The following is a 20,592-nucleotide window of genomic DNA, read 5'->3' as shown; positions in this document are numbered from 1 at the left end:
TTGGTGCTTAGTGCCTCTGCTCCGGCACCGAGCGAGAAAAAATCCGCACCACAGAATCCATATGCGCCCGCATCGCACGGCGCGCAGCTACGGCATCGCGCGCTTGCAGCGCTTCCAGGATCAGCAAATGCTCATGCTCTGAACGATTCGGCATGTCCTTCGAGCTATACAGTGTTTGCAGACGCTGAAACATCATGCCGTATTTGCGCCCCAGCAGATGGCTGACCAGCAACAGATAGGCCGGGTTGCCGCTGGCCTCGGCGATACGGATATGAAACAGGCGGTCGCCCGGATGGGTGTGTGAGCCACTGCGGTTGTCCTCGACATTGCGCGCATACGCTTCGGCGATGTTGTGCAGTTGTTCATCGCTGGCGTTCACCGCAGCCAGCGCGGCTGTTTCCGGTTCCACCAGGCGTCTTGCCTGCAGCAACTTGAAGGGCGGGATCTCGTCATCCAGTTCAAGCTTGATTTCCAGATCGAGTTCCGGATCGAGTTCCCAGCCGCTGCGATGCGCCGCTTGTTGCAAGGCCGCTGGTTGATTGCCGCCGTTATGCGTGGCCGCGTCCTCCGCACGCGGCAATACCATCACGCCGTTGCCGACGCGCACGCTGACAATGCCAATCACTTCCAGCGCGATCAAGGCTTCCCGCACCGAAGTACGGCTGACGCCGAACTGTTTGGCCAATTCGCGCTCGGGCGGCAGGTTGTCGCCGGGTCCGTATTCGCCGCGATCAATCATGTCACGCAATTGATCGGCAATTTGTTGATACAGGCGGCGGTTGTGTATAACTTGTATGGGCATGGCGGCAAGGAAAGATATTTTTCGTATTGTGCCACGGCGCGGTGGCTGCGGGCCGAAGCAGATGGCATCGGCACTAATAGTTTGCCGCCAATAAATAACGGGACGGATCGCCAGGCAGCTTGCTTCCGGAATTTCTGGTGTGCTAGTATTGGTCCAGCCAATGAACCTTTTCAGTATAAAACATTAATCCAGGCAAGCCTAGCGGAGACAGCCGTATGAGACTACAAGGAAAGCGCGTTCTGGTTACAGCTGCGGGCCAAGGTATCGGCCGCGCCAGCACCTTGTTGTTTGCGCACGAGGGAGCGCAGGTGTTGGCGGCCGACATCAATCCCGATTCTTTAGCGGAAACGGCCAGCGCTGCGAGTGCCGCCGGCCATCAGATCCGGACGGTGCAGCTCAACGTCACCGACGCCGCCGCAGTGACGGCGCTGGCGCAAGCAGAACCAGCTTTCGATGTGCTATTCAACTGCGCCGGGTTTGTACACCACGGCAGCATCCTCGATTGCAGCGAGCAGGACTGGAATTTTTCGTGGGATCTCAACGTTTCCTCCATGTACCGCCTGATCCGCGCCCTGTTACCAGGCATGCTGGCCAAGGGCGGCGGCTCCATCATCAATATGGCGTCGGCCGCATCCAGCGTAAAGGGGGTGCCTAATCGTTTCGTGTATGGCGCCACCAAAGCGGCGGTGATCGGCTTGACCAAGGCTGTCGCCGCTGACTTTGTCGCCAAAGGCATACGCTGCAATGCAATTTGCCCGGGCACGGTCGAGTCGCCGTCGTTGCGGCAGCGGATTGCCGAACAGGCGCGCCAGCAAGACGTCGATATCGCGCAAATCGAGGCCGCGTTTGTCGCCCGCCAACCTATGGGGCGGATCGGCAAGACCGAGGAAATCGCTGCTTTGGCGCTGTACCTGGCTTCTGACGAATCGGCGTTTACCACCGGCGCCATCCATGTGATCGACGGTGGCTGGTCCAACTAATTAACACAGCGAGTGTCGAAAATATGCGTTACTGCCTGGCGCTGGACCTGAAAAACGATGCCGATCTGATCGACCGTTATGAAGCGCATCACCACCGTATCTGGCCCGAGATCACTGTCCATCTGCGCCAACATGGCGTGCTTGGCATGGAGATCTACCGGCTGGGCACGCGCCTGGTGATGCTGATGGAAACCGACGACGCGATTTACAGTCCGGAGCGCATCGCGAACGCCGCGCGCAACAATCCCAAGGTACAAGAATGGGAAACACTGATGTGGCAATTCCAAGCCGCCACACCGTGGACCCCAGCTGGAGAAAAATGGGTAGCGATGACGCAGATTTTTGATCTGAAGCAGCAGCCCTAAGGCGCTTCAGACTACGATTTTTTCATCGCAGCAGCTCTCGGCATTCGAAAGAAACCAATCGCCGCATCCCAGCGGCTGGACAATATCGCCGCTGACCGTGGCACAGTAGCGGCCCAGTTCGATGTCATTCTCCAAGCCGAGTTTTTTCATCGCCGAAGCTTTTTGCAAACTGACCGTTTTCACGCTCTTGTGCAAGCTCTCGGCGATATCGCGCAGACTGTTACCTGCAGCATACAGACGCAACACCTCGGTTTCGCGCGGGCTGGGAATACCGCTTTGGATCTGGCCGTCAATACCGTTCAGCAATAGAGCCTGGAACGATGGCCCCATGTACGGTATAGGCGAGCTGTTGCCGAGATGGCGAATGGTTTTGCCGATTTCCGGAATCTCATCGCTTTTGTGCAGCAGGCCGTTCACACCGCTATTGACGATCTGGTACAGCACTACTGGAAACGCGTTCATGGTCAGCACCACCAGCCAGGTTTGCGGGTGGTGGCGCCTGATATATGACAGCAGATGCAAGCCGTCGCTGACACGTACCATCGGCATCGAAAATTCGGTGATAACCAGATCGCAGGGTGTCGATTCCAGGCAACGGACCAGCGCATCCGAACTGGTGACGCTGGCTACGACCTCGCAATCCGGCACGTGATCGAGATAATTGCGCACCCCTGCGGTAAACACGGGGTGATCGTCCGCTAGAACAATCTTCACATTTATTCCTCCATTGAAAGTCTCCGACAGGATCGGAGGGAGGCCGGAAAAGAGCGAGCTCCCCGGCACCGTTGAGCAACGGGATTGATTTTAGTTACTTTGTCGTGCAGTTATCAATTAGGCTACACATTTAAGAAATATACTTATATATTTAATAATATGTAATTAATACTATGTAAATCCGATGTCCTAATCAATAACGATAAGTGGAAACCTAGGACGATCATCATCCATCTGTTGCGGGAGAAAATTGCATGATCAAGATCATCTTGGCTGACGATCAGCCAATCATCATTTCCGGGGTACGGCAATACATCGAGCAGATGCCCGGTTTTGCCGTAGTTGCTACAGCATCCTCGGCGTCAGAACTGACGGAACGTTTGCAAGATACGCCATGCGACATGCTGATCACGGAGTTTTCTCTGCCGATCAATCGCATTGGCCGCGGCTGCGCCTTGTTCAAGCAGCTAAAGCGCGATCACGCCTCGCTAGAACTGATTGTGTTGACCATGATCGACATACCCGCGGTGCTGTATCAGCTTAGCAATTGCGGTGTGAGGGGTTTGCTGCACAAAAGCGACGAAATTGCCGAACTCGGCCGTGCCATGCTGGAAGGCTCACAGGCGGCTCCGTATATCAGCAAGTCGGCGTTACGGCTACTGAAGAAGGGTCCTAGCGGCAGGCTGCCGACCAAGCGCGAAACCGAGGTATTGGAGATGTACGTGGTCGGCAACAGCCTGCGGGAAATCGCCGACCGCCTCAACAAGAGCGTCAAAACCGTGGGTTTGCAAAAAGCATCGGCGATGAAAAAAATGGGCCTGCGCAACGACATCGAATTGGGCAGGTATTCTTGCACCATGGAACGTATTGCTCATTGCGCCTAAAAAAACTGGCCGGATGCAGGTGCTTAGAAGACCTGATGCCGCTGAAGCCGTTATACTTGACGGACTAGCCGGTCAGTCCGGCCGACAGAAAGCAAGTTCCATGAATGGCATCAAGCAAGAATCCAACTCCCTCAATCAACCACCGTCCAAGCACGAAATCCGCCCTGGTCAATCGATAGAGTTGCTCAAAGAATTACATATCCTGACGCGCGACGGAAAATTAAATCAGGACAGCCGCCGCAAGCTCAAGCAGGTATATCATTTATATCAATTCATTGAGCCTTTACTGCAGGAGATCCAGCAAGAACAGAGCGGAGTGCAACTGGTCGATCACGGCGCCGGCAAATCGTATCTGGGATTTATCTTGTACGACCTGTTTTTCAAGACACTGACTGACAACTCGCACATCTTCGGCATCGAAACCCGGGAAGAGCTGGTCAAGAAATCGCAAGAACTGGCGCAGCGTTTGGAATTTCCCGGTATGTCATTCCTCAATTTATCGGTGGCGGAATCGATAGAATCAGCTTTGTTGCCGGCCCGGATCGATGTCGTCACCGCCTTGCATGCGTGCAATACTGCGACTGACGATGCGATTCAGTTCGGCCTGAAGAAGCAGGCTCGTTTCATGGTGCTGGTGCCTTGCTGCCAGGCCGAAGTGGCGTCAGTGTTGAAGAAGAACAAGGGTAAATCGCTGGCGAAAGAAGCATTGACCGAAATCTGGCGTCACCCGCTGCATACGCGCGAATTCGGTAGCCAGGTCACTAATGTGCTGCGCTGCTTGCAACTGGAAGCACACGGTTATCAAGTCAGCGTAACGGAACTGGTAGGCTGGGAGCATTCCATGAAGAATGAACTGATCATTGCCAGTTACCGCGATCTGCCCCGCAAGCGGCCGACCGAGCGCCTGCAAGAAGTACTGCATACCCTGGGGCTGGAAGAAATGCAGCAACGGTTTTTTACCGCGCCCTGATAAATGACGCATAAATGACGCATAAAACGGGTGCTTAAAAGCGGAATTCAATCCTAACGATACTGCAGCATTTGCCTGCCGCAAGCGGGCCGTCCACCATCACACCACTTAACCCAAGGAGAGTGACATGAGTAAGACGAGTGGCTCACATGCCGTTAAAGAGTTCACCAAGGCCCCGCCGACTGAGGAAGGATTGACTGAGACGGTGCAGCGCATTACCGCCGGTGCTGATGAGTTCAGTGTGTTGAATCATGCAGCGCGCGCAGCACTCGTCGCCAAGGTAACGGAGCAGTGGGAAGAGGATTTCATCGTCAAATTTCACATTCCGGCAGACCCTGCCAAGGCCGGCGAAGAATACGCTGCCATAGAACAGGGCGATAAATATCCGAGCTTGTCGGATCCAGTGCGCGAGGCTGTGTTACAGCGTTTTGACGATCGTTTTGGCGATGGCGGCCCGCGATTGTGGTCGGCGCTGAACGGCAAATAAATATCGGTTCGCGGCAGGAAATTTTGTCGTCAACTCATCCATCGACAATTGCTTGATCATGTGCTCGATCATGTTTCTGAGCCTGGATTTTCAAGGTGCGGCAAATAGCGCCTCAGCCTCCGCAAAACCATAAAAACTGCGTTGCATGGCTTGCCAGGTTCCATGGGCGCGCACCTCGCAAGCAATATCCCGGATCGCGCCCATTGCCGCCAGCATCGGACAGACGCCCAGGCTCACGCGCTGCGCACCAGCGGCGAACAGCTCGGCCGCCGAAGGCGCCCCCGGCATGGCCATCAGGCTGATCGGGCCAGATACGGCGGCGCTCATGCGTTTGATCAGTGCAGAGTCGGTCAATACCGGCACAAAGACCATGTCCGCGCCGGCTGCCAGATAAGCGTTGGCGCGTGCCACCGTCATGGCAAAGCGCGCCTCGGCGTCATCACCCAAACCCAGCAGATACGTATCCGTGCGAGCGTTGATCCATAACGGCAGAGCGGTTTGTCGGGCTGCAGTACGGGCTGCGGCGATACGGGCCGACTGTTCCTCCACGCCAAACAAGGCCGATACGCCAAGTCCATGACTGTTGTCTTCCAGGTTGATACCGACAGCACCAGCTTCAATCACGCCCTGAACCGTATTTGCCACCGCCTGCGGCGAAGCGCCGTAACCGGCCTCGATATCGGCAGTCACCGGAACCGCCACTGCGCCGACGATCGCAGCTATGTGGCGCAACATTTCATCGCGCTTGATCAGTTGGCCATCGCGATAGCCGTGCGCATAGGCGATGCCGCCGCTGGTGGTGCCGATTGCGGGAAAGCCGGCTTCCTCAAAGATGCGGGCGCTAGCGATATCCCAGGCATTGGCGAGCAAGAAATGACCTTGCTGGTTAAGGTTGCGGAAGCGATGGGCGAGCTCTGTCTGTTTATTTGTCGGCATATGCATGCATTTCTCCAGTGGCCGTTCACGAGTACAAACGGGTACAGATTATTTCCCGTTCCAAAGTTTTGAACTGGCGCTTTTCGGACGCCGTCATATTGATTTATCGTCTTTCTGGTGATGTCCGAAAACCGCTAGACAGTAGAAAATATTGGCGCGATCATGCGGCGATGGAACTCGATCATGACACCTGCTACCGAGCGTTAGCCAGCCGCGATGCGCGCTTTGACGGACGCTTTTTCATCGCCGTCAAAACCACCGGTATCTACTGTCGTCCGATTTGCCCTGCGCGTACTGCCAAATCGGAAAACGTGCTGTTCTTCCCGACCGCCGCTGCCGCGCAGGAGGCGGGTTTTCGTCCCTGCCTGCGTTGCCGGCCCGAAGCCGCGCCCGATTCGGGCGCTTGGTGCGGCGTGTCTAACACGGGTGTATCGAATACCGTTGCGCGCGCACTGGTTTTGATTGAGATGGGGGTTTTGGATGAAAACGGAATGGATGCGCTTGTAGAGCGCCTAGGCGTGGGCGAGCGGCAATTGCGCCGTCTGTTTGCACAGCATTTGGGGGCGTCGCCGGTTGCCGTAGCGCAGACGCGTAGAGTGTTGCTGGCCAAGCAGCTGATCCACGAAACCCGTATGCCCATCACCGAAATCGCCTTCGCTGCGGGCTTTGGCAGCATCCGCCGTTTCAACGAAGTTTTCCACGATCTGTACCAGCGCCCGCCCAGTGCATTGCGTCATGGCAACCAGCCCGAGCAATCCGCGCAGGGCGGGGTGACGCTCCTGCTACGTTATCGTCCGCCCTATGACTGGCCTGCCATGCTGGCGTTCTTGAACGCACGTGCGATCGCCGGCCTGGAACGGGTGGCCGACGGTTGCTACTACCGCACGATTTGCCTCGATGGCGCGCACGGCACGCTGGCGGTGCAACAGGGCGAGGGCCATGCGCTGAAAGTCACCATACGCTTCCCGCGATTGTCATCGTTGTCCGCCATCATCGCCCGTTTGCGAAGAATGTTCGACCTGGCAGCCGATCCTGAAATCATCAGCCGCCAACTATCGGCGGATCCCTTGATGGCCAGGCTGACCGCCGCCCGTCCGGGTTTGCGCGTACCGGGCGCTTGGGATGGCTTCGAACTGGCGATGCGGGCAGTACTGGGCCAGCAAATTACCGTAGCCGCCGCCATCAAGCTGGCTGGGAAATTGGTAGCGCAGTATGGCGAAGCGCTCAGCGCTCCCAGCGCCGACCGACCCGGGTTGAGCCATGTATTTCCGCAAGCTGCGCGCCTGGCCGAAGCAGACCTGGCAACGCTAGGCATGCCAAAAATGCGAGCTGCAACCCTGTCTGCGGTGGCAGCGGCTCTGGTAGCTGACCCGCAATTGCTGGACACCCGCGCCAGCCTGGAGGAAGCCGTGATCAAGCTGCGCCAACTACCAGGTATTGGCGACTGGACCGCACAGTACATCGCTATACGCCAGTTACGCGAGACTGATGCCTTTCCGGCTGGGGATGTGGCTTTGATGCAAGCGATCGCGGTTCATGAAGGAGTCAGGCCAAATGCAAAGGAAATAACTGCTCGGGCCGAAGCTTGGCGGCCATGGCGCGCCTATGCGGCACAGCATCTTTGGGCGTCGCTTGTCTGATCTAAGGAATTTTCCAGAGCAATCAAGAATTTACGGTATTGATTTATCGTAAGTCGTTGATTTTACTGGTGCGGCTGGCTGGAATCGAACCAGCGACCCTTGGCTTCGGAGGCCAATACTCTATCCACTGAGCTACAGCCGCATAAGAGGAACGGTGAAGAGGCATGAAGGATACCGTTTTTCTGCGCGCGCGTCCATGTAAAGCAACGGTTCGTCGTTCCAAATAGTAATTATTGCGACTATAATCAAGGGTTTGGCAGGGGATCGTGTGCTGTTTGGGCGATTTGGACGGTTTTTTGGCGCCTATCCGGCTACGGCTTTGAAAATTGCACTGAGGGAATCATGAGCGACGCACATAACGAAGAACATCAATCCGCGATCAGGACACCGAAGCAACTGATCATTGCCATTGCAGCGGGCTTTTTGGTCCCCATCATCTGCATCGTGTTGCTGGTGCAATACGTTACCGCCGGCAAGAAAGTCGGCGCCGGGTCTGAAGGACAGACCCCGGAGGCGATCGCTACCCGTATCAGCCCGGTTGCCGATGCCGGTTTCACTTTCAAAGATGTCAACGCGCCGAAGCAACTGCTGTCGGGCGAAGCCGTCTTCGGCTCGACTTGCAAGGCCTGCCACGGAACTGGCCTGGCCGGTGCTCCCAAGGTCGGCGATGCTGGCGCCTGGGGGCCGCGTCTGGCCGATGGCTATGACAAGGTAGTCGGTTATGCCTTGCATGGCTTGCGGACGATGCCGGCCAAGGGCGGTAATCCTGACCTGGACGATATCGAAGTTGCGCGCGCCGTGGTCTACATGGCCAACCAATCCGGCGGCAAGTTCAAGGAACCTGAAGTACCGGCTCCTGCAGCGCCAGCCGCTGCTGCCGACGCCTCGGCAAGTGCCGCCGCTTCTGCCGCAGCCAGCGCAGCGTCGGAGCCCGCAGCAAAATAAGCCAGAGCGGCAAGCTACAAAAAAGCCCCTTGAAGAAATTCAAGGGGCTTTTTTTTGTCCAAGATTCCTGATCTTGTTTTCAGGCCGACGAGATCAGGCAATCCTTGTCAGCCGGCATACAAATCAATCTGGTTTTTGTCGCTCTTACTGAGGGGCTTGCTCTCTGGTATAAATTTCGACACGACGATTCATTGCACGATTTGACGCTGTGTCGTTGGCAACCAGGGGCTGACTGGAGCCGAGTCCATCCATGGTGATACGGTTAGGTGCAATGCCGCGGCTGCTCAGATAGCTGCTGACGTTCTGCGCGCGCTGGCGTGACAACGGACCGTTGATAGCATCGGTGCCAGTACTGTCTGTGTGGCCATAGACTTCAATCAGAGCCGCTGGATTTTGTGCCAGGGACGAGGCCAATTGATCCAGGATCGGGCGCAGGGCGGGATTGATGTCTGCTCTGCCGGTAGCGAAGCCGGTATCGGCCGGGACGTTGACCTTTAGACGATTATCGGCAGTCTGGGTAACCTGTACGTTAGTACCCGCAGTGGCTCTTTCCATCGCCATTTTCTGGTCTTGCATGTGCTTAGACCAGATATTGCCGCCCACCGCGCCAATCGCAGCGCCGATCGCAGCACCAGCAGCTGTACGCCCTGCACCGCCGGGGCCAGCGATGCCGCCCACCAGGCCGCCAAGCACAGCACCGGCGCCGGCGCCCATCGCTGTACCGCGTTGCGTTTCCGACATATCGGCACAGCCTGCGGTTGCCATGGTAACCGCCAGAGCCAGGGCACCTATCTTGAATTTATTCATATGGTCTTTCCTCTCTATGATTGAGACAGCATCAGAAAAAAACCGGGTCTCCTGCCGGAGATCCGGTTATTCATCATCCGTTGTTGCCTGGTTATTTCTACTGCTGATAAAAGCAGCGCCGCCGATTGCTGCAAGCACGGCCACGCCGATAAGAAGGGGTTTGCGAGTACAGCGTTTGGACAGCCATGAGGCGCCAGTCAACAGCAAGGGCAGCATGGCCGGTAAATTGCTGGCCCTGAATCTGCCTGGATCACCGAATACCGAAGAAGCGATACCGGTCATCCGACCCAGCAAAATGGTCGCCAGCGATCTGCTGTTCAGATTGGCCCGGACGATATCGCGCGACTTGACCATGTCGGCGCGGAAGGCGGCGCCTTCCTGCAGTAGCTTTTGCCTGCGCTCGGCGGTTGAGAGGTGGCTGTCCAGTCCTGGATGTCTGCTCATGTCGGCTCCCGTGTTCAAAGTAGGGCGTCGCGATCTTTGCGCAGCTCGGCCATGGTGACCGGCAAGCCGAGCCGGCCCTGGCGCAAAACGCTGCGCACATAAAAGGCTGTGCCCGCGGCCAGGATAGTGAAGAACACCGCCAGGATCAGCAGTATTTTCCAGCCCAGGGCCTCCCACGCCAGCACCAGCACCAGGCCGCTCCAGAAAGCCAGGGCAAACCACAAGGCGACAATGCCAAGCGCACAGATCAGCATCAGCTTGAGCAGATGGGAGCCGATCTCGGAGAATTCCAGGGCGGCCAGTTCGATGCGGCTGATCACCAGTGCAAACAGGTTCTTGGCGGTGCCGACCAGCCCGGACACCAGACCCGGGCTGCTTTGCTTGGGTTGTTGTGGGTTCATGCGAGCCTGATAGTTATGCTGCGATTATTTACGGGAAATGACCAGGCCCACCAGCAAGCCGATGCCGGCCGAAATAGCCATCGCACGCCACGGATTCTCTTGGACGTAGTCGTCGGTGGTGGCGGCGATTTCCTTGCCGGCGTCGATTGCTGCAGCGTGTACATCCTGTGCCTTAGATACAGCAGAGTCGAGTAGTTCCAAACCTTTGTTACGCAGCTCTTCGGCTTTCTCGCCGGTGGTTGTGGCAGCTGCGCGAAACAGTTCTTGCGCATCTTCGACCAGGCTGCGGATATCGCTGCGGGTTCTCAGAGTGGATCTGTGCATCGTGTTGACTCCTTTATTCGTAAATTTCAAGTATAGCGAGCCGCTTTTGTAAAAGCTGCGGCGCAAACAGTTTAGGCGCATTGATGATACAGGCTCCTGTGCTCACCTACCAACAAAGTGTTGTTTTAACATTATTTGGCAGTGAACGGTGCAGCCGACGTTGCGGCAATCATGCCTTATTTCCTGTCGCGCAGTTCGGCAATCGCTTCGATATTACCGATCTGGATAACGATAGGACGCAGGGTGATGGTCGCTTGCGCCGGCCTCCAGGCAAATAACCATTCATGCTGAGACGCATCGCGTTTGCCCTTGCTGAAGGCGCTACCCAAAGGGCTGGATTGGCCATAGCTGACTGCGGCGTCGATTCCGGCCCAGTTCGGCAGCACTCTCTGCGCGGCGCGATGAATCAGTTCGCCGAATTGCTCGGTGTTGTGAATCACCAGGCAGCAGTCCGACGGTGCGAACGCACTGAACAAACTGGCGTCGTCGCTGCTGCTCATGCTCAAGGTCAGCAACTGCGGCGTGGCCCGGGTTGTCGAGCCGCGCGAATGGTGGAGATTACTGATTTGCAGACTTTCTGCGGGTGGACGTAATCGGAATTCTCCGAGCGTCAGGGAACGTTCCAGCCACTGCCGCTCCGAATATCGATAGAGCTTGGCGGGGCGTTGATAGTCTGCGCTTAACATGATGACCTGTCTTTATTCCGACTTTATTCTTTATATAACAGACGCGAAAATCCCGCGTCTTGAAAACCTGCCGCAGCGCCGCCGAACGGCGCTGCGCTATTGCATCCGCTGTTAAAGGTGAAATTCGCCGTTGGCTTCCGGCTGATATGTCACTTCCAGTATCCGCAACTGTAATGGACGGCCGCCCGGACCCTGCCAGGAAATCGATTGTCCCTTCGACAGGCCCAGCAGGGCGCTGCCGACCGGTGCCAGGATCGATACCGCATCCGGCGGGTTGGATGGGCCCGGATAGGCCAGTGTCATGCTGTATTCCGCCTTGCTGAGCTCATCGATAAAACGCACCGTCGAATTCATCGTGATCACGCCCGGCGGAATTTCTTCGGGAGCCACCACGGTGGCGCGGCCCAACTCGTTTTGCAAGGCCTCGATGCCAGGCAGGTTGCGGTAGGCGCTCGACTCCAGCAATTGTTCAATACGTTCCAGATCGAAACTGGAGATGATAAGTGGCGGTTGAATATCCATTAATGTGCTGTCTCGTAGAAAAGGGGGAAGTGCGAACGCGGCGTGGTGAAGTGTCACGCGGAGTCCTTCATTGCGTTCGGGCTGGTAGCTCGATGGTAGGCGAGAAGCGTGCGCGAAGCAAGTCGCACGCAATCGCCGCCAGCGGGCGGCGGCTACTCGTCCATCTGCCGTTCGGCGATAGAACGTAGCTGAAACCGGCCATCGTCGTTGAACAGCCAGCTTTCCGCGATTTCGACTTCGCCGCGCCGCAGGAATCTGCTATCGGGTTTGGGGAAGGGAGCGGCACGGCGCAGCGCAGCCATGGCGCTGGCTTCGGCATTGCGATCTTTATTGGATCGCATGATTTCGGTGCGCAGTAATTGACCGTCGGCGCTCACAAAATATTTCAGCACAATCACGGCGCGCAATAATGCCTGCGGTCGTCCGACGTACACCTGGGTCGAGTTGACCTCGACAATTCTTTGCGCCAGCCCACGCTTGTAGTCTTCCAGCGAGGTAGCAGTCGAGGTTGCGTTCGAAGTGGTGGCGGGAGGCGGCGGTGCTTCTATCAGTCTGGTGATGGTGCACGCTGCCAGCATGATGGCGCTCACGCAGTACAAGCCAATGTTGATCCTGGCATTCATGGCAGTCTCCCTAAGGTAGAGCAAGGTTCGATTTCTATTTAACAACTTTATTGATTTCCGGCGGCAACTAGTCTCATCGTGCCGTAGTCCTCTTTCGACAGTCAACATGAACTGGCTGTTCCTCTTCGAAAAAACAATTTTGAAAAAAATAGCAGGGCATTCAAGACGTGTCGCAAGCGCGGCTGACCAAGCAAATAAGCGGGGTGATGGCGGGAAATTTGGCGCTTCAAAAAACTTTTCAAAACAAAATGTGACGAAGCGCTAGCAAATTTAAAAAAACCGTTGTACAATCTGCCCCCTTCAGGCGTAGTGACATACGCAAGAAAGAAAGTCTGACTAAGTGTGCATTTTGGGTGCTTAGCTCAGTTGGTAGAGCGGCGCCCTTACAAGGCGTAGGTCGGGAGTTCGAGCCTCTCAGCACCCACCAAGCAGACGATCGATCGAAATGAAGCAGCAGTTTAGGAGTGGTAGTTCAGTTGGTTAGAATACCGGCCTGTCACGCCGGGGGTCGCGGGTTCGAGTCCCGTCCACTCCGCCAAGAATACAAATGCCCGCGCAAGCGGGCGTTTTTATTTCATGAACCAATTTCATATTCCCGTTTGCGGGAATATCGCTCTGTGGAGTGGAGGAAGCCACCTGCGTGGCTTCCGGCGGGAATCGAAGGGCTGCGCTTGCAAGCGCAGCAGCGGCCTGCAACGTGTAGGCGAGTCCCGTCCACTCCGCCAAGAATACAAATGCCCGCGCAAGCGGGCGTTTTTATTTCAAGAATCCATATAAAAAAGACGACCGCGAGGTCGTCTTTTTTTTCGCCCGCAATTTCAATCGGCTATCAAAACCGGTCGCCGATGGTGCGGGTAATCGCGCTGCCCTCGGATTTTTGCAGCATCAGCTTGCCATTCCGGATCACCAGCGTTTCGCTGCTTTTATCCCTGGTCTCGGCGATCCTGCCGACCGGCCCAAGCGCCATGCTGATATTGGTAGCGACCTTTACCTCGGCACTCTTGCGATCCTTGCTGATCTCGATCTGCTCGATGGCGACCTGGTAATTGGTCGACACTCCACCTTGCCGTTCGGCTTGCGCCAGCGATGCAAACATCTTGTTGTACTTGTCGCAGGTTTCTTCCTTGTCGGCGTTTTCCTGGATCCGCCCCTGGCTGGTGGAATTGACGCCGGTGCGGGTGAAATCCTTGGTCAGCATCGCGCACAAGTCTTTACCGCGGCCATTCAGGACATGCTCGGTAGCGGTGTCGTAAAAGCGTGCGACGCTTTCCTCGTCGATGGAATTTTGACGATTCCAGTACCAATAACCAATCCCGGTGGCAACTAATAATAAAATAATGACTCTCATACTGCCCTGATCCCCTTAAAACACAAAAGACGCTCCATTGCTTACCTACTGCGCCACTTTTGCCGGCCCGCTTCGACACTTTGTCAGGCAAGGAAGATGCGGCTTAAATTTCCAGTAAGCGATAGAATATCTGTAGTGCAACAATTTTGATACATAACTTAACCCCGCAGTCGTGCGATCGTCAAAACATGGCATTATTGTTTCCCTTTAATTCCGTGTCCTGCATCCATTTCTCCGAAAGAATGAATTGCTGTCTCTCATGCGTGGCTGCTTGTTGCCTATAAGGATGGTAAAGAAACCAATGGCAACCAAAGGGAAGTCGGAGACATGAAACCGCAACGACGAAAAGAAATAAATGCGATGGCGTTAGGCATGCTCGGGCGCGTCGCCTTGAGCGGCCTGCTAGACGCCATGCTGTTATGGGGTTTTGCCCGCGCCGGGGTAATTGAGCCGGAAATCACGCTGCTGTATGGCATGGCCGTGGTGGTGATCAATGGTATTTACTACTTGATGATCAGAAGCGGCTTCAATCGGCGCTACAAGGATCCTGGCCTGACTTTCGCGCAGGTGGTGAGCGCTTTGCTGCTGCAGACCGGATTTGTGATCCTGGCGCCGCAGGTCGGCTATCTGTTCCTGATCAATTTCTTCGTCATTTACGGTTTCGGGGTGCTCGGCCTGAGTACCTTCTGGTATGTAGTGAGCTGGCTGATCGGTTCGCTGGCGCTGGTGCTGGCTTTCAGCCTGGCGGGTTCGCACCTGCAATTTCCGGTGGCGAGTAATTTCAGCCAGTTGCTGGTGTGCCTGTCCTTCATCCTGACACTGGGCCGCTGCATCTATCTGACCAATATGCTGAGCCGCATGCAGCGCAAGATTACCGAAAAGAACCAGCAGCTGGTGCAGGCAATGAAGCGGGTGCAGGAACTGGCCACCCGCGACGAGCTGACCAACATCGAAAACCGTCGTTCACTGATGGAAATCCTGGCGGTCGAGCAAAAGCGCTTCCAGCGCGGCGGCACGCCGTTCTGCATCGCCATCCTGGATCTCGATGGCTTCAAGTCGGTCAATGACAATTTTGGCCATGCCGCCGGCGATCTGGTGCTCAAGACCTTTGTCGAGATCGTCCGCAACGAAATGCGCCTGAGCGACCACTTTGCCCGTTATGGCGGCGACGAGTTCGTGCTGGTGCTGACCGGCACCACGGTGCAAGAGGGCGTGACTGCGCTGGACCGGATCTGCGCCGAGACCGAAATGTACGACTGGAGCAGATTCGGCAAGGACATCATTCTGACCGCATCCATCGGCATCACCGACTTCCGCCCTGGCGAGAGCATAGACGAGGCCTTCCAGCGCGCCGACATGGCGCTGTACGGCGCCAAGGCGGCAGGCCGCAACCGCGTCATGATCAGCCCCGATTCCTTCGAGTCTTCCGACGGCGGCACCACCATCAGGGCTTTCTAAGGGCTGTGCGGGGGTTTTAAGCCCCGCTTTTCAGACCGTCCCTCAGACCGCTGGTTCGCCGCCCAGCGCAAACACCAGGTCGCCCAGCATCTTGCTCAGCTCGCCAGTCATCAGCATCATGTCGGAGTCGAAACGTTCATCGTCATTCTTGCTGCTGACGTCGTTGCCTTCCTTCAGCACATCCAGCGGCGCGATGCGTTTGATCGCCAGCGATTCAGTCAGGATGAAGGAAATATGGTCGGCCCAGGTCATTGCCAGCCGTGTGCACTGTTTGCCTGAGGCGATGTGGCGTCGGACGTCGTCGGCTTCGATGGTGTGGCGCACGTAGCGTACCGTTGCCTTGCCTTCGCCGGCGGCGCGCAATTCGGTGTCCTGGTCGACGGTAAAGCCGTGCGGCGCTTCATCGGAGGCCAGCCAGTTGGTCATTGAGGTCAGCGGCGAGTGTGCAGTGCGCAAGCCGGAAATCTGCAATTTGTCGACCGAGGCCAGCAACAGCTTGAGGATTTCCTCCGCCTTGGTCGGGCTGGCGGCGTCAATCACCAGCCAGCCGTTGACCGGATCGATCCAGACCCAGGGGCTTCGCTGGATGCTGAAGGCTCGCGGCAGCAGCTCATCAGTGACCTGTTCTTTCAGATCCTTCAGCTGCTTCCGGCCCGGCGCATAGCCTTGCTGGTCCTCTATCTCGGCGGCACGCTCCTTGGTCACCTGGTTGACCACAGTGGCCGGCAGCAGCTTCTTCTCGGTTCCCAGCAAGATCATCATCTGGCTGTTGACGGTGTGCACCAGCATGCCGTTGTCGCGCGGCGACAACCAGCCCTTGCTTTGCAATTCCAGGCTGCTGCACTTGGCGAATGCCTGCGGCGCCAGGAAGGCTTCCAGCTGCGCGGCAGAAATAGACCATGGCGCGGGAATGCGGTAGATTTGCAGATTCTTGAAGAACATGGACTTGACCCTTTGGGATGTTGTGGGATGGGGCTCTTAGTTATCGTGGCCGGGGTAGTAGGTATCGATGCTGTGTTCGTCGCCATCGACAATTAGTTTTGTCCCCGCCGCGTACATCTGGAATAGGTCGAGATCAAAGCCATACATCGGGCCAACGAACAGAGATTTTCCAATTTCTTTGTCATCGATTTTCAAGCTGTAGACCCGACCGTCAGTGTTGACGTGCACTTGAATGTCGCAGCTGTATCTGCTTTTCCCTGCGTCTTTGTCCATATAAATGTGGCAATAGTCGTAGTCACTTTTTTCGACCAACAGTGAGATATGATCAGAGTCCCCGCACGCACATCCATCCGGCTTGTTAGCCTCAATGAAATCAGCTACGAGCTTTGAGAGCTTGATTTCAGCTGGCGGCGACGCGAGCAATACTGTCATTTGTTCCTCGACATGCAACGCGGCGGATTTGGCGACCAGTGCATTCACTTGCTTTCGGACGATGCTGAGGATCAGATCGTTGTAGCCAGGTAGCTGAAGATTGGCAAAGTCCACGTTGAGGGCTGATTTGACCTGTGCGCCGAGTTGTTTTCCAAAGTCTGAATACGAACGGAGTTCAGAGTCGAGTATCGAATTGATCGTCTCGGTCAGTTTCTTCTCGATCGCGGCCTCGATGACGCCGGACGACACAATTTTTGCGAATGAATCGCTGACTATCTGCTGAAGTTGTTCCATGAACTTTCCTAGTTAGTTGAAGGGCCGAACACGCGGTCGCTTGCTAGCCTGAGTGAAGTTAAAATTGTGTTGCCAGCCCGGCGATACACACCGTAGAAGCGGAAGAAGTCATCGAGCCTCATGTGATCACCCGATAACAGGCTGCTTTCATCGGGGAGGAGCGGGCCGGCGGGGCGGTCGCTGCCAGGTACAGCACGGCCAGAAACATGGTCAGCGCGCCGAGGGCGAAGCCTATGCAGTAGCGCTTCATGACAGCACCATCACCGTCACGCCGAGGGCGCCATCGTCGTAGGCGGCTTGTTCCAGCTGGGCGGGCTGGCCGACGGCCTGCAGCACCACCACATTGTTGTTGCCGTAGTCGCAGCGGATCCTGCAGATCATTTGGCCACCTTTGCGACTACCCGCTCGACGATCTGCATTGCGGTCATCTCAGCTGTGAACCATTCGTCGTCCGAGAAGCTGATCTTGAATTCGGACTCGACTTCCATAGTGAGTTCGATTGCATCGAGAGAGTCGGCCCCTAGGGCGCTGATTGCGACATAGACGTCCAGCGGTTCGCCAGGATGAGTAAGTTCGTCTGCCAAAATCGCCAAAACACGCTCGCGGATGCCGACAGCAGTTGTGCGGGCGGCGCTCATCGTGCAGCCTTGATCATTTTGTCGAGCTTGCCTTCCAGCTGCTTGCGTGATGGCGCGCTGCCATCCCAGCACATCTCGGTCAGGAACTGCTGCGCATGCTTGCCGGTTACCAGGTCGATCAGCGCCTCGTAGCGGAGGGCGGTCAAGTCGATGGCAGGGGCGGCCGGTGCTGTCGCGTGGCCGGCGATGCTGGAAACATCGCCCAGCTTAAATGGAGCGCGCTCCATTGCGACGTCGATGGCCCGGCGGAAAGTTGCCGCAGTTTCGGATACGCCGGCGTGGTCTTCGATGACAACCCTGGTTCCAATCCATCCGACGTGATTTAGATTTGCTTCGCACCAGTCCAGGCGCGCCGTATCTGCATCGTTCCTAGAGTGCAGAACCTGTTGCCGCTGGAATTCAGCGATTTGAGTTATATCCGATGCAGCATTGCTCATTTGGTTGCTCCGTTTGTTTTGTGTTGATGGACGAACTTTAGCATATGCTAATTATATAAATCAAGCAATTGCTAATAAAAATGGCAAATTTTTTCAAGCAAGGACAACAAACAAAAAACTAAGTGGGTGATTCAGCTAGGTGACGCGAAGTCGTGGACGTACTTGCCAGCCCCAAAAATTAACATTAAGCCGGTTTGGCTAAGGGAGTGCATTAAAATGGCGTTGTTAAAGTTTTAATTTATTCGGAACCACAGATAGATGCGCATTTTTCCATTACCGCCGTTGCAATCCTTAGTAGCATTCGACGCAGCGGCTCGCCACGGTAGCTTTACTAAGGCAGCAGAAGAGCTACACGTAACTCAGGGGGCAGTGAGCCGACAGGTTTCACAATTAGAAAAATTCCTTGGCCGTAAATTGTTCGTTCGGGAGCATAGAACTCTAAGGCTGACCGTTGTGGGCCAGCGGTATGCCGAGCAAATCAACAGCGTCCTGACCGACTGTGCCGGCCATACCGCTGAGGCCATGAAAAAGCAGAGTAATTTTATACTGACTATTGCTTGCGCATCGGGCACAGCTAATCTTTGGCTGGCGCCACGTATCGCCAATTTTCGCGCCATGAATCCCGATATTTCTATTCGAATTCTTGTTCGAGAAAGCGTCGTCCGGCTGACCGCTGATGAGTTCGATGTTGGTATTTATTATCTGCGAGATGATCTGCCACCAGGACTATCTCTTCAGAAAATTATCGACGAAAAGGTCTTTGCTTTCTGTTCTCCGGACTATTTAGGCATGGCGAGGCTTAATCCCGCCGACCTGATCAATAAAATGCTCTTGGTTGCGGATGAACAGCAACGGCAATGGATGAGCTGGCATGACTGGTTTGCGCTCTGCGGAGTCAAGGTTGCCAAGCTAAAAAATACCCTTATCTCAAACCAGTATCCAATACTCGTACAGATGGCCGTGAATGGGCAGGGCATATTGCTTGGCTGGGAAAAAATGATCGATCCGCTGGTCGATGACGGACAACTAGTTAAGGCGTCGAATGCCTCGGCAAGTCATGGAGGTGGGTACTATCTCGTTTGTCCACAAGGACATCGTGAAAATCCGGTCGTCAACATTTTTAGTCGCTGGGTTGAATCTCAGATACTGTCAACGTTGACAGGTGCAAGCTAAAAAGAACCTGCGAAATTCTGCTTGAAATTGGTCCGAAGTATAGTGCCTCTACAAAACAACTTTGAGAGTGAAATCAAGTCCCGCCGTGCTGTCAAAAATCAGTTCTGCTATGAGTAAAACGCGGTCAATGCATGAGTATTTATCGTTTTATCTTATTTGACCCCTTAATTTAGGATGATGAGCATCAAGGTATTTTGCTTGATTGTTCACGAAAAGTGCCAAAACACCAGAGGAAAATTATCAATGAAAGTGATGGATCTAGATCTACGAGGTAGTAAAACTGCGGATGAGGCGACTTTGCGCCGTAAGGCGATCATTGCCGTCATCGTTGGCAACGGGTTTGAATGGTTTGATTTTACGGTTTATAGTTTTTTCGCCGTCACTATTGGAAGATTGTTTTTCCCGACCGGAAATGATTTGACGTCCCTGCTATTGTCCGTCGCCACGTTTGGCGTTGGTTTTTTTATGCGTCCGGTGGGCGGGGTCATGCTGGGCATATATGCTGATAAAGTTGGACGAAAGGCGGCGCTGTCGCTGACCATTCTCTTGATGACGGTGGCAACCACTATGATCGGGTTTGCCCCAACATACCGTGAGATTGGTATTTGGGCTCCTATCATCATCGTTATGGCCCGACTTTTGCAAGGTTTTTCCGCTGGAGGCGAAATGGGTGGCGCCACGGCTTTCCTGACGGAGTACGCGCCAGCTAAAAGTCGGGGATATTACTCCAGCTGGATTCAGGCCAGTATTGGCGTCGCCGTCGTGCTTGGCGCTGCTCTAGGCGTATGTCTATCGACTATGCTTAGTGTGGAAGACTTGGAGGGCTGGGGCTGGCGAGTCCCGTTCTTACTGGGACTTCTGATTGGGCCAATCGGGTTTTATATCAGAAATCGAATCGCAGAGTCATCGGCCTTCGAAGCAGTCGCAGGCAGAACGAAAACGCCCTTTCGGGAAGTGCTAAGGAATTATCGTCGTGAAACGTTGACCAGTTTCGGGTTGGTCATCCTGTGGACGGTTTGCTCCTACGTTCTTCTGTTTTACATACCAACGTATTCAGTAAAAATTCTGAAATTGCCGCCATCTACTGGGTTTATAGCGTTGATGGTTGGCGGTCTGATGGTGCTGGTCCTGACTCCCATCTTCGGGGCACTGTCCGATCGCTTTGGCCGACGCATATTCATGAGCGCTGCCGCGGCGCTGATACTGATACTGGCATATCCGATGTTTACGTACATCAATGCATCACCAGGTCTGTACTCGTTAATCGTTTTTCAGCTTGTATTCGGTTTGCTTATTTCTGTTTATGAAGGCCCGATTCTGGCGGTGTTTTCCGAGATTTT

At 55.3% G+C, this 20,592-nt stretch carries 27 protein-coding genes and 3 tRNA genes; 13 read left to right on the top strand and 17 right to left on the bottom strand.

All coding sequences use genetic code 11. The features are described 5' to 3' along the window. Positions 1-7 precede the first annotated feature (7 nt). Complete coding sequence (locus tag VNZ60_RS20985) at positions 8-802, bottom strand: FadR/GntR family transcriptional regulator (protein WP_325662639.1); 795 nt, start codon at positions 800-802, stop codon at positions 8-10. Between the two features lie 215 nt (positions 803-1,017). On the opposite strand from VNZ60_RS20985, the gene VNZ60_RS20980 reads away from it, so the two are divergent. Further along, positions 1,018-1,782 (top strand): SDR family oxidoreductase, encoded by a 765-nt coding sequence (locus VNZ60_RS20980; protein ID WP_325662637.1) that lies wholly within the window; start codon positions 1,018-1,020, stop codon positions 1,780-1,782. 23 nt (positions 1,783-1,805) lie between these two features. Continuing rightward, on the top strand, positions 1,806-2,147 hold the full coding sequence (locus VNZ60_RS20975; RefSeq protein WP_325662635.1) for an L-rhamnose mutarotase: 342 nt from the start codon (positions 1,806-1,808) through the stop codon (positions 2,145-2,147). Between the two features lie 6 nt (positions 2,148-2,153). Here VNZ60_RS20975 and VNZ60_RS20970 read toward each other — a convergent pair whose 3' ends face one another. Next, positions 2,154-2,861 carry a response regulator transcription factor gene (locus tag VNZ60_RS20970; protein WP_325662633.1) on the bottom strand — a complete coding sequence of 236 codons (708 nt, stop codon included), beginning with the start codon at positions 2,859-2,861 and terminating at the stop codon, positions 2,154-2,156. Between the two features lie 254 nt (positions 2,862-3,115). Here VNZ60_RS20970 and VNZ60_RS20965 point away from each other — a divergent pair, with 254 nt between their 5' ends. From VNZ60_RS20965 to VNZ60_RS20955, 3 genes are all read left to right on the top strand, one after another. Beyond that, positions 3,116-3,745, top strand: coding sequence for a response regulator transcription factor (locus VNZ60_RS20965; RefSeq protein WP_325662631.1), 630 nt, complete (start codon positions 3,116-3,118; stop codon positions 3,743-3,745). Between the two features lie 100 nt (positions 3,746-3,845). Further along, a complete protein-coding gene (locus VNZ60_RS20960; RefSeq protein WP_325662629.1) occupies positions 3,846-4,715 on the top strand; it encodes a class I SAM-dependent methyltransferase in 870 nt (289 codons plus the stop codon). Positions 4,716-4,842: 127 nt separating this feature from the next. Then, entirely contained in the window at positions 4,843-5,202 is a 360-nt protein-coding gene (locus VNZ60_RS20955) for a hypothetical protein (protein ID WP_325662627.1), read from the top strand. Between the two features lie 90 nt (positions 5,203-5,292). Here VNZ60_RS20955 and VNZ60_RS20950 read toward each other — a convergent pair whose 3' ends face one another. After that, the gene (locus VNZ60_RS20950; protein WP_325662625.1) at positions 5,293-6,144 is read right to left on the bottom strand and encodes an isocitrate lyase/PEP mutase family protein; all 852 of its coding nucleotides are present in this window, start codon (positions 6,142-6,144) and stop codon (positions 5,293-5,295) included. A 164-nt stretch (positions 6,145-6,308) separates the two neighbouring features. Between VNZ60_RS20950 and VNZ60_RS20945 the strand changes: the two genes are divergently transcribed. Next, positions 6,309-7,778, top strand: coding sequence for an AlkA N-terminal domain-containing protein (locus tag VNZ60_RS20945; protein ID WP_325662623.1), 1,470 nt, complete (start codon positions 6,309-6,311; stop codon positions 7,776-7,778). Positions 7,779-7,844: 66 nt separating this feature from the next. Here VNZ60_RS20945 and VNZ60_RS20940 read toward each other — a convergent pair. Next, positions 7,845-7,920: transfer RNA gene (locus VNZ60_RS20940), tRNA-Arg, on the bottom strand. A 200-nt stretch (positions 7,921-8,120) separates the two neighbouring features. On the opposite strand from VNZ60_RS20940, the gene VNZ60_RS20935 reads away from it, so the two are divergent. After that, positions 8,121-8,723: a c-type cytochrome gene (locus VNZ60_RS20935; protein ID WP_325662621.1), complete on the top strand. Its 603-nt coding sequence runs from the start codon at positions 8,121-8,123 to the stop codon at positions 8,721-8,723. Positions 8,724-8,867: 144 nt separating this feature from the next. Here VNZ60_RS20935 and VNZ60_RS20930 read toward each other — a convergent pair whose 3' ends face one another. The 7 genes from VNZ60_RS20930 to VNZ60_RS20900 form a co-directional block, all read right to left on the bottom strand. After that, complete coding sequence (locus VNZ60_RS20930; RefSeq protein ID WP_325662619.1) at positions 8,868-9,530, bottom strand: YiaD family glycine zipper/OmpA-like lipoprotein; 663 nt, start codon at positions 9,528-9,530, stop codon at positions 8,868-8,870. A 66-nt stretch (positions 9,531-9,596) separates the two neighbouring features. Next, the gene (locus VNZ60_RS20925) at positions 9,597-9,974 is read right to left on the bottom strand and encodes a hypothetical protein (protein WP_325662617.1); all 378 of its coding nucleotides are present in this window, start codon (positions 9,972-9,974) and stop codon (positions 9,597-9,599) included. A 14-nt stretch (positions 9,975-9,988) separates the two neighbouring features. After that, entirely contained in the window at positions 9,989-10,375 is a 387-nt protein-coding gene (locus tag VNZ60_RS20920; RefSeq protein ID WP_325662615.1) for a phage holin family protein, read from the bottom strand. 24 nt (positions 10,376-10,399) lie between these two features. Next, positions 10,400-10,699: an ElaB/YgaM/YqjD family protein gene (locus VNZ60_RS20915; protein ID WP_325662614.1), complete on the bottom strand. Its 300-nt coding sequence runs from the start codon at positions 10,697-10,699 to the stop codon at positions 10,400-10,402. 176 nt (positions 10,700-10,875) lie between these two features. Further along, entirely contained in the window at positions 10,876-11,385 is a 510-nt protein-coding gene (locus VNZ60_RS20910) for a hypothetical protein (RefSeq protein WP_325662612.1), read from the bottom strand. Between the two features lie 111 nt (positions 11,386-11,496). Further along, positions 11,497-11,907, bottom strand: coding sequence for a nucleoside diphosphate kinase regulator (gene rnk, locus VNZ60_RS20905; RefSeq protein WP_325662610.1), 411 nt, complete (start codon positions 11,905-11,907; stop codon positions 11,497-11,499). A gap of 152 nt (positions 11,908-12,059) precedes the next feature. Next, a complete protein-coding gene (locus tag VNZ60_RS20900; RefSeq protein WP_325662609.1) occupies positions 12,060-12,530 on the bottom strand; it encodes an energy transducer TonB family protein in 471 nt (156 codons plus the stop codon). Between the two features lie 106 nt (positions 12,531-12,636). Here VNZ60_RS20900 and VNZ60_RS20895 point away from each other — a divergent pair, with 106 nt between their 5' ends. From VNZ60_RS20895 to VNZ60_RS20885, 3 genes are all read left to right on the top strand, one after another. Further along, complete coding sequence (locus tag VNZ60_RS20895; RefSeq protein ID WP_325662607.1) at positions 12,637-12,795, top strand: hypothetical protein; 159 nt, start codon at positions 12,637-12,639, stop codon at positions 12,793-12,795. Positions 12,796-12,881: 86 nt separating this feature from the next. Next, positions 12,882-12,957, top strand: a tRNA-Val gene (locus VNZ60_RS20890). 34 nt (positions 12,958-12,991) lie between these two features. Then, positions 12,992-13,068, top strand: a tRNA-Asp gene (locus VNZ60_RS20885). 291 nt (positions 13,069-13,359) lie between these two features. On the opposite strand, the gene VNZ60_RS20880 is transcribed toward VNZ60_RS20885, so the two are convergent. Continuing rightward, a complete protein-coding gene (locus tag VNZ60_RS20880) occupies positions 13,360-13,878 on the bottom strand; it encodes a hypothetical protein (protein ID WP_325662606.1) in 519 nt (172 codons plus the stop codon). A gap of 327 nt (positions 13,879-14,205) precedes the next feature. Between VNZ60_RS20880 and VNZ60_RS20875 the strand changes: the two genes are divergently transcribed. Next, positions 14,206-15,336 (top strand): GGDEF domain-containing protein, encoded by a 1,131-nt coding sequence (locus VNZ60_RS20875; RefSeq protein ID WP_325662604.1) that lies wholly within the window; start codon positions 14,206-14,208, stop codon positions 15,334-15,336. Between the two features lie 42 nt (positions 15,337-15,378). On the opposite strand, the gene VNZ60_RS20870 is transcribed toward VNZ60_RS20875, so the two are convergent. From VNZ60_RS20870 to VNZ60_RS20850, 5 genes are all read right to left on the bottom strand, one after another. Continuing rightward, on the bottom strand, positions 15,379-16,278 hold the full coding sequence (locus VNZ60_RS20870) for a recombination-associated protein RdgC (RefSeq protein ID WP_325662603.1): 900 nt from the start codon (positions 16,276-16,278) through the stop codon (positions 15,379-15,381). Between the two features lie 36 nt (positions 16,279-16,314). Next, a complete protein-coding gene (locus VNZ60_RS20865; protein ID WP_325662601.1) occupies positions 16,315-17,004 on the bottom strand; it encodes a hypothetical protein in 690 nt (229 codons plus the stop codon). Positions 17,005-17,250: 246 nt separating this feature from the next. Beyond that, positions 17,251-17,385, bottom strand: a complete 135-nt coding sequence (locus tag VNZ60_RS20860) for a hypothetical protein (RefSeq protein WP_325662599.1) — start codon at positions 17,383-17,385, stop codon at positions 17,251-17,253. Continuing rightward, positions 17,382-17,642: an acyl carrier protein gene (locus VNZ60_RS20855; RefSeq protein ID WP_325662598.1), complete on the bottom strand. Its 261-nt coding sequence runs from the start codon at positions 17,640-17,642 to the stop codon at positions 17,382-17,384. The genes VNZ60_RS20860 and VNZ60_RS20855 overlap by 4 nt, the downstream gene beginning before the upstream one ends. Further along, positions 17,639-18,079 (bottom strand): hypothetical protein, encoded by a 441-nt coding sequence (locus tag VNZ60_RS20850; RefSeq protein WP_325662596.1) that lies wholly within the window; start codon positions 18,077-18,079, stop codon positions 17,639-17,641. The genes VNZ60_RS20855 and VNZ60_RS20850 overlap by 4 nt, the downstream gene beginning before the upstream one ends. Before the next feature lie 258 nt (positions 18,080-18,337). Here VNZ60_RS20850 and VNZ60_RS20845 point away from each other — a divergent pair, with 258 nt between their 5' ends. Both VNZ60_RS20845 and VNZ60_RS20840 read left to right on the top strand, forming a co-directional pair. Continuing rightward, positions 18,338-19,252, top strand: coding sequence for a LysR substrate-binding domain-containing protein (locus VNZ60_RS20845; protein ID WP_325662595.1), 915 nt, complete (start codon positions 18,338-18,340; stop codon positions 19,250-19,252). 243 nt (positions 19,253-19,495) lie between these two features. Continuing rightward, on the top strand, positions 19,496-20,592 hold a 1,097-nt coding region (locus VNZ60_RS20840; protein ID WP_325662593.1), incomplete at its 3' end, for an MFS transporter.

The sequence above is a fragment of the Collimonas sp. genome (assembly GCF_035566375.1).
Lineage (GTDB): Bacteria > Pseudomonadota > Gammaproteobacteria > Burkholderiales > Burkholderiaceae_D > Collimonas.
This window is presented reverse-complemented; position numbering and strand designations above follow the sequence as displayed.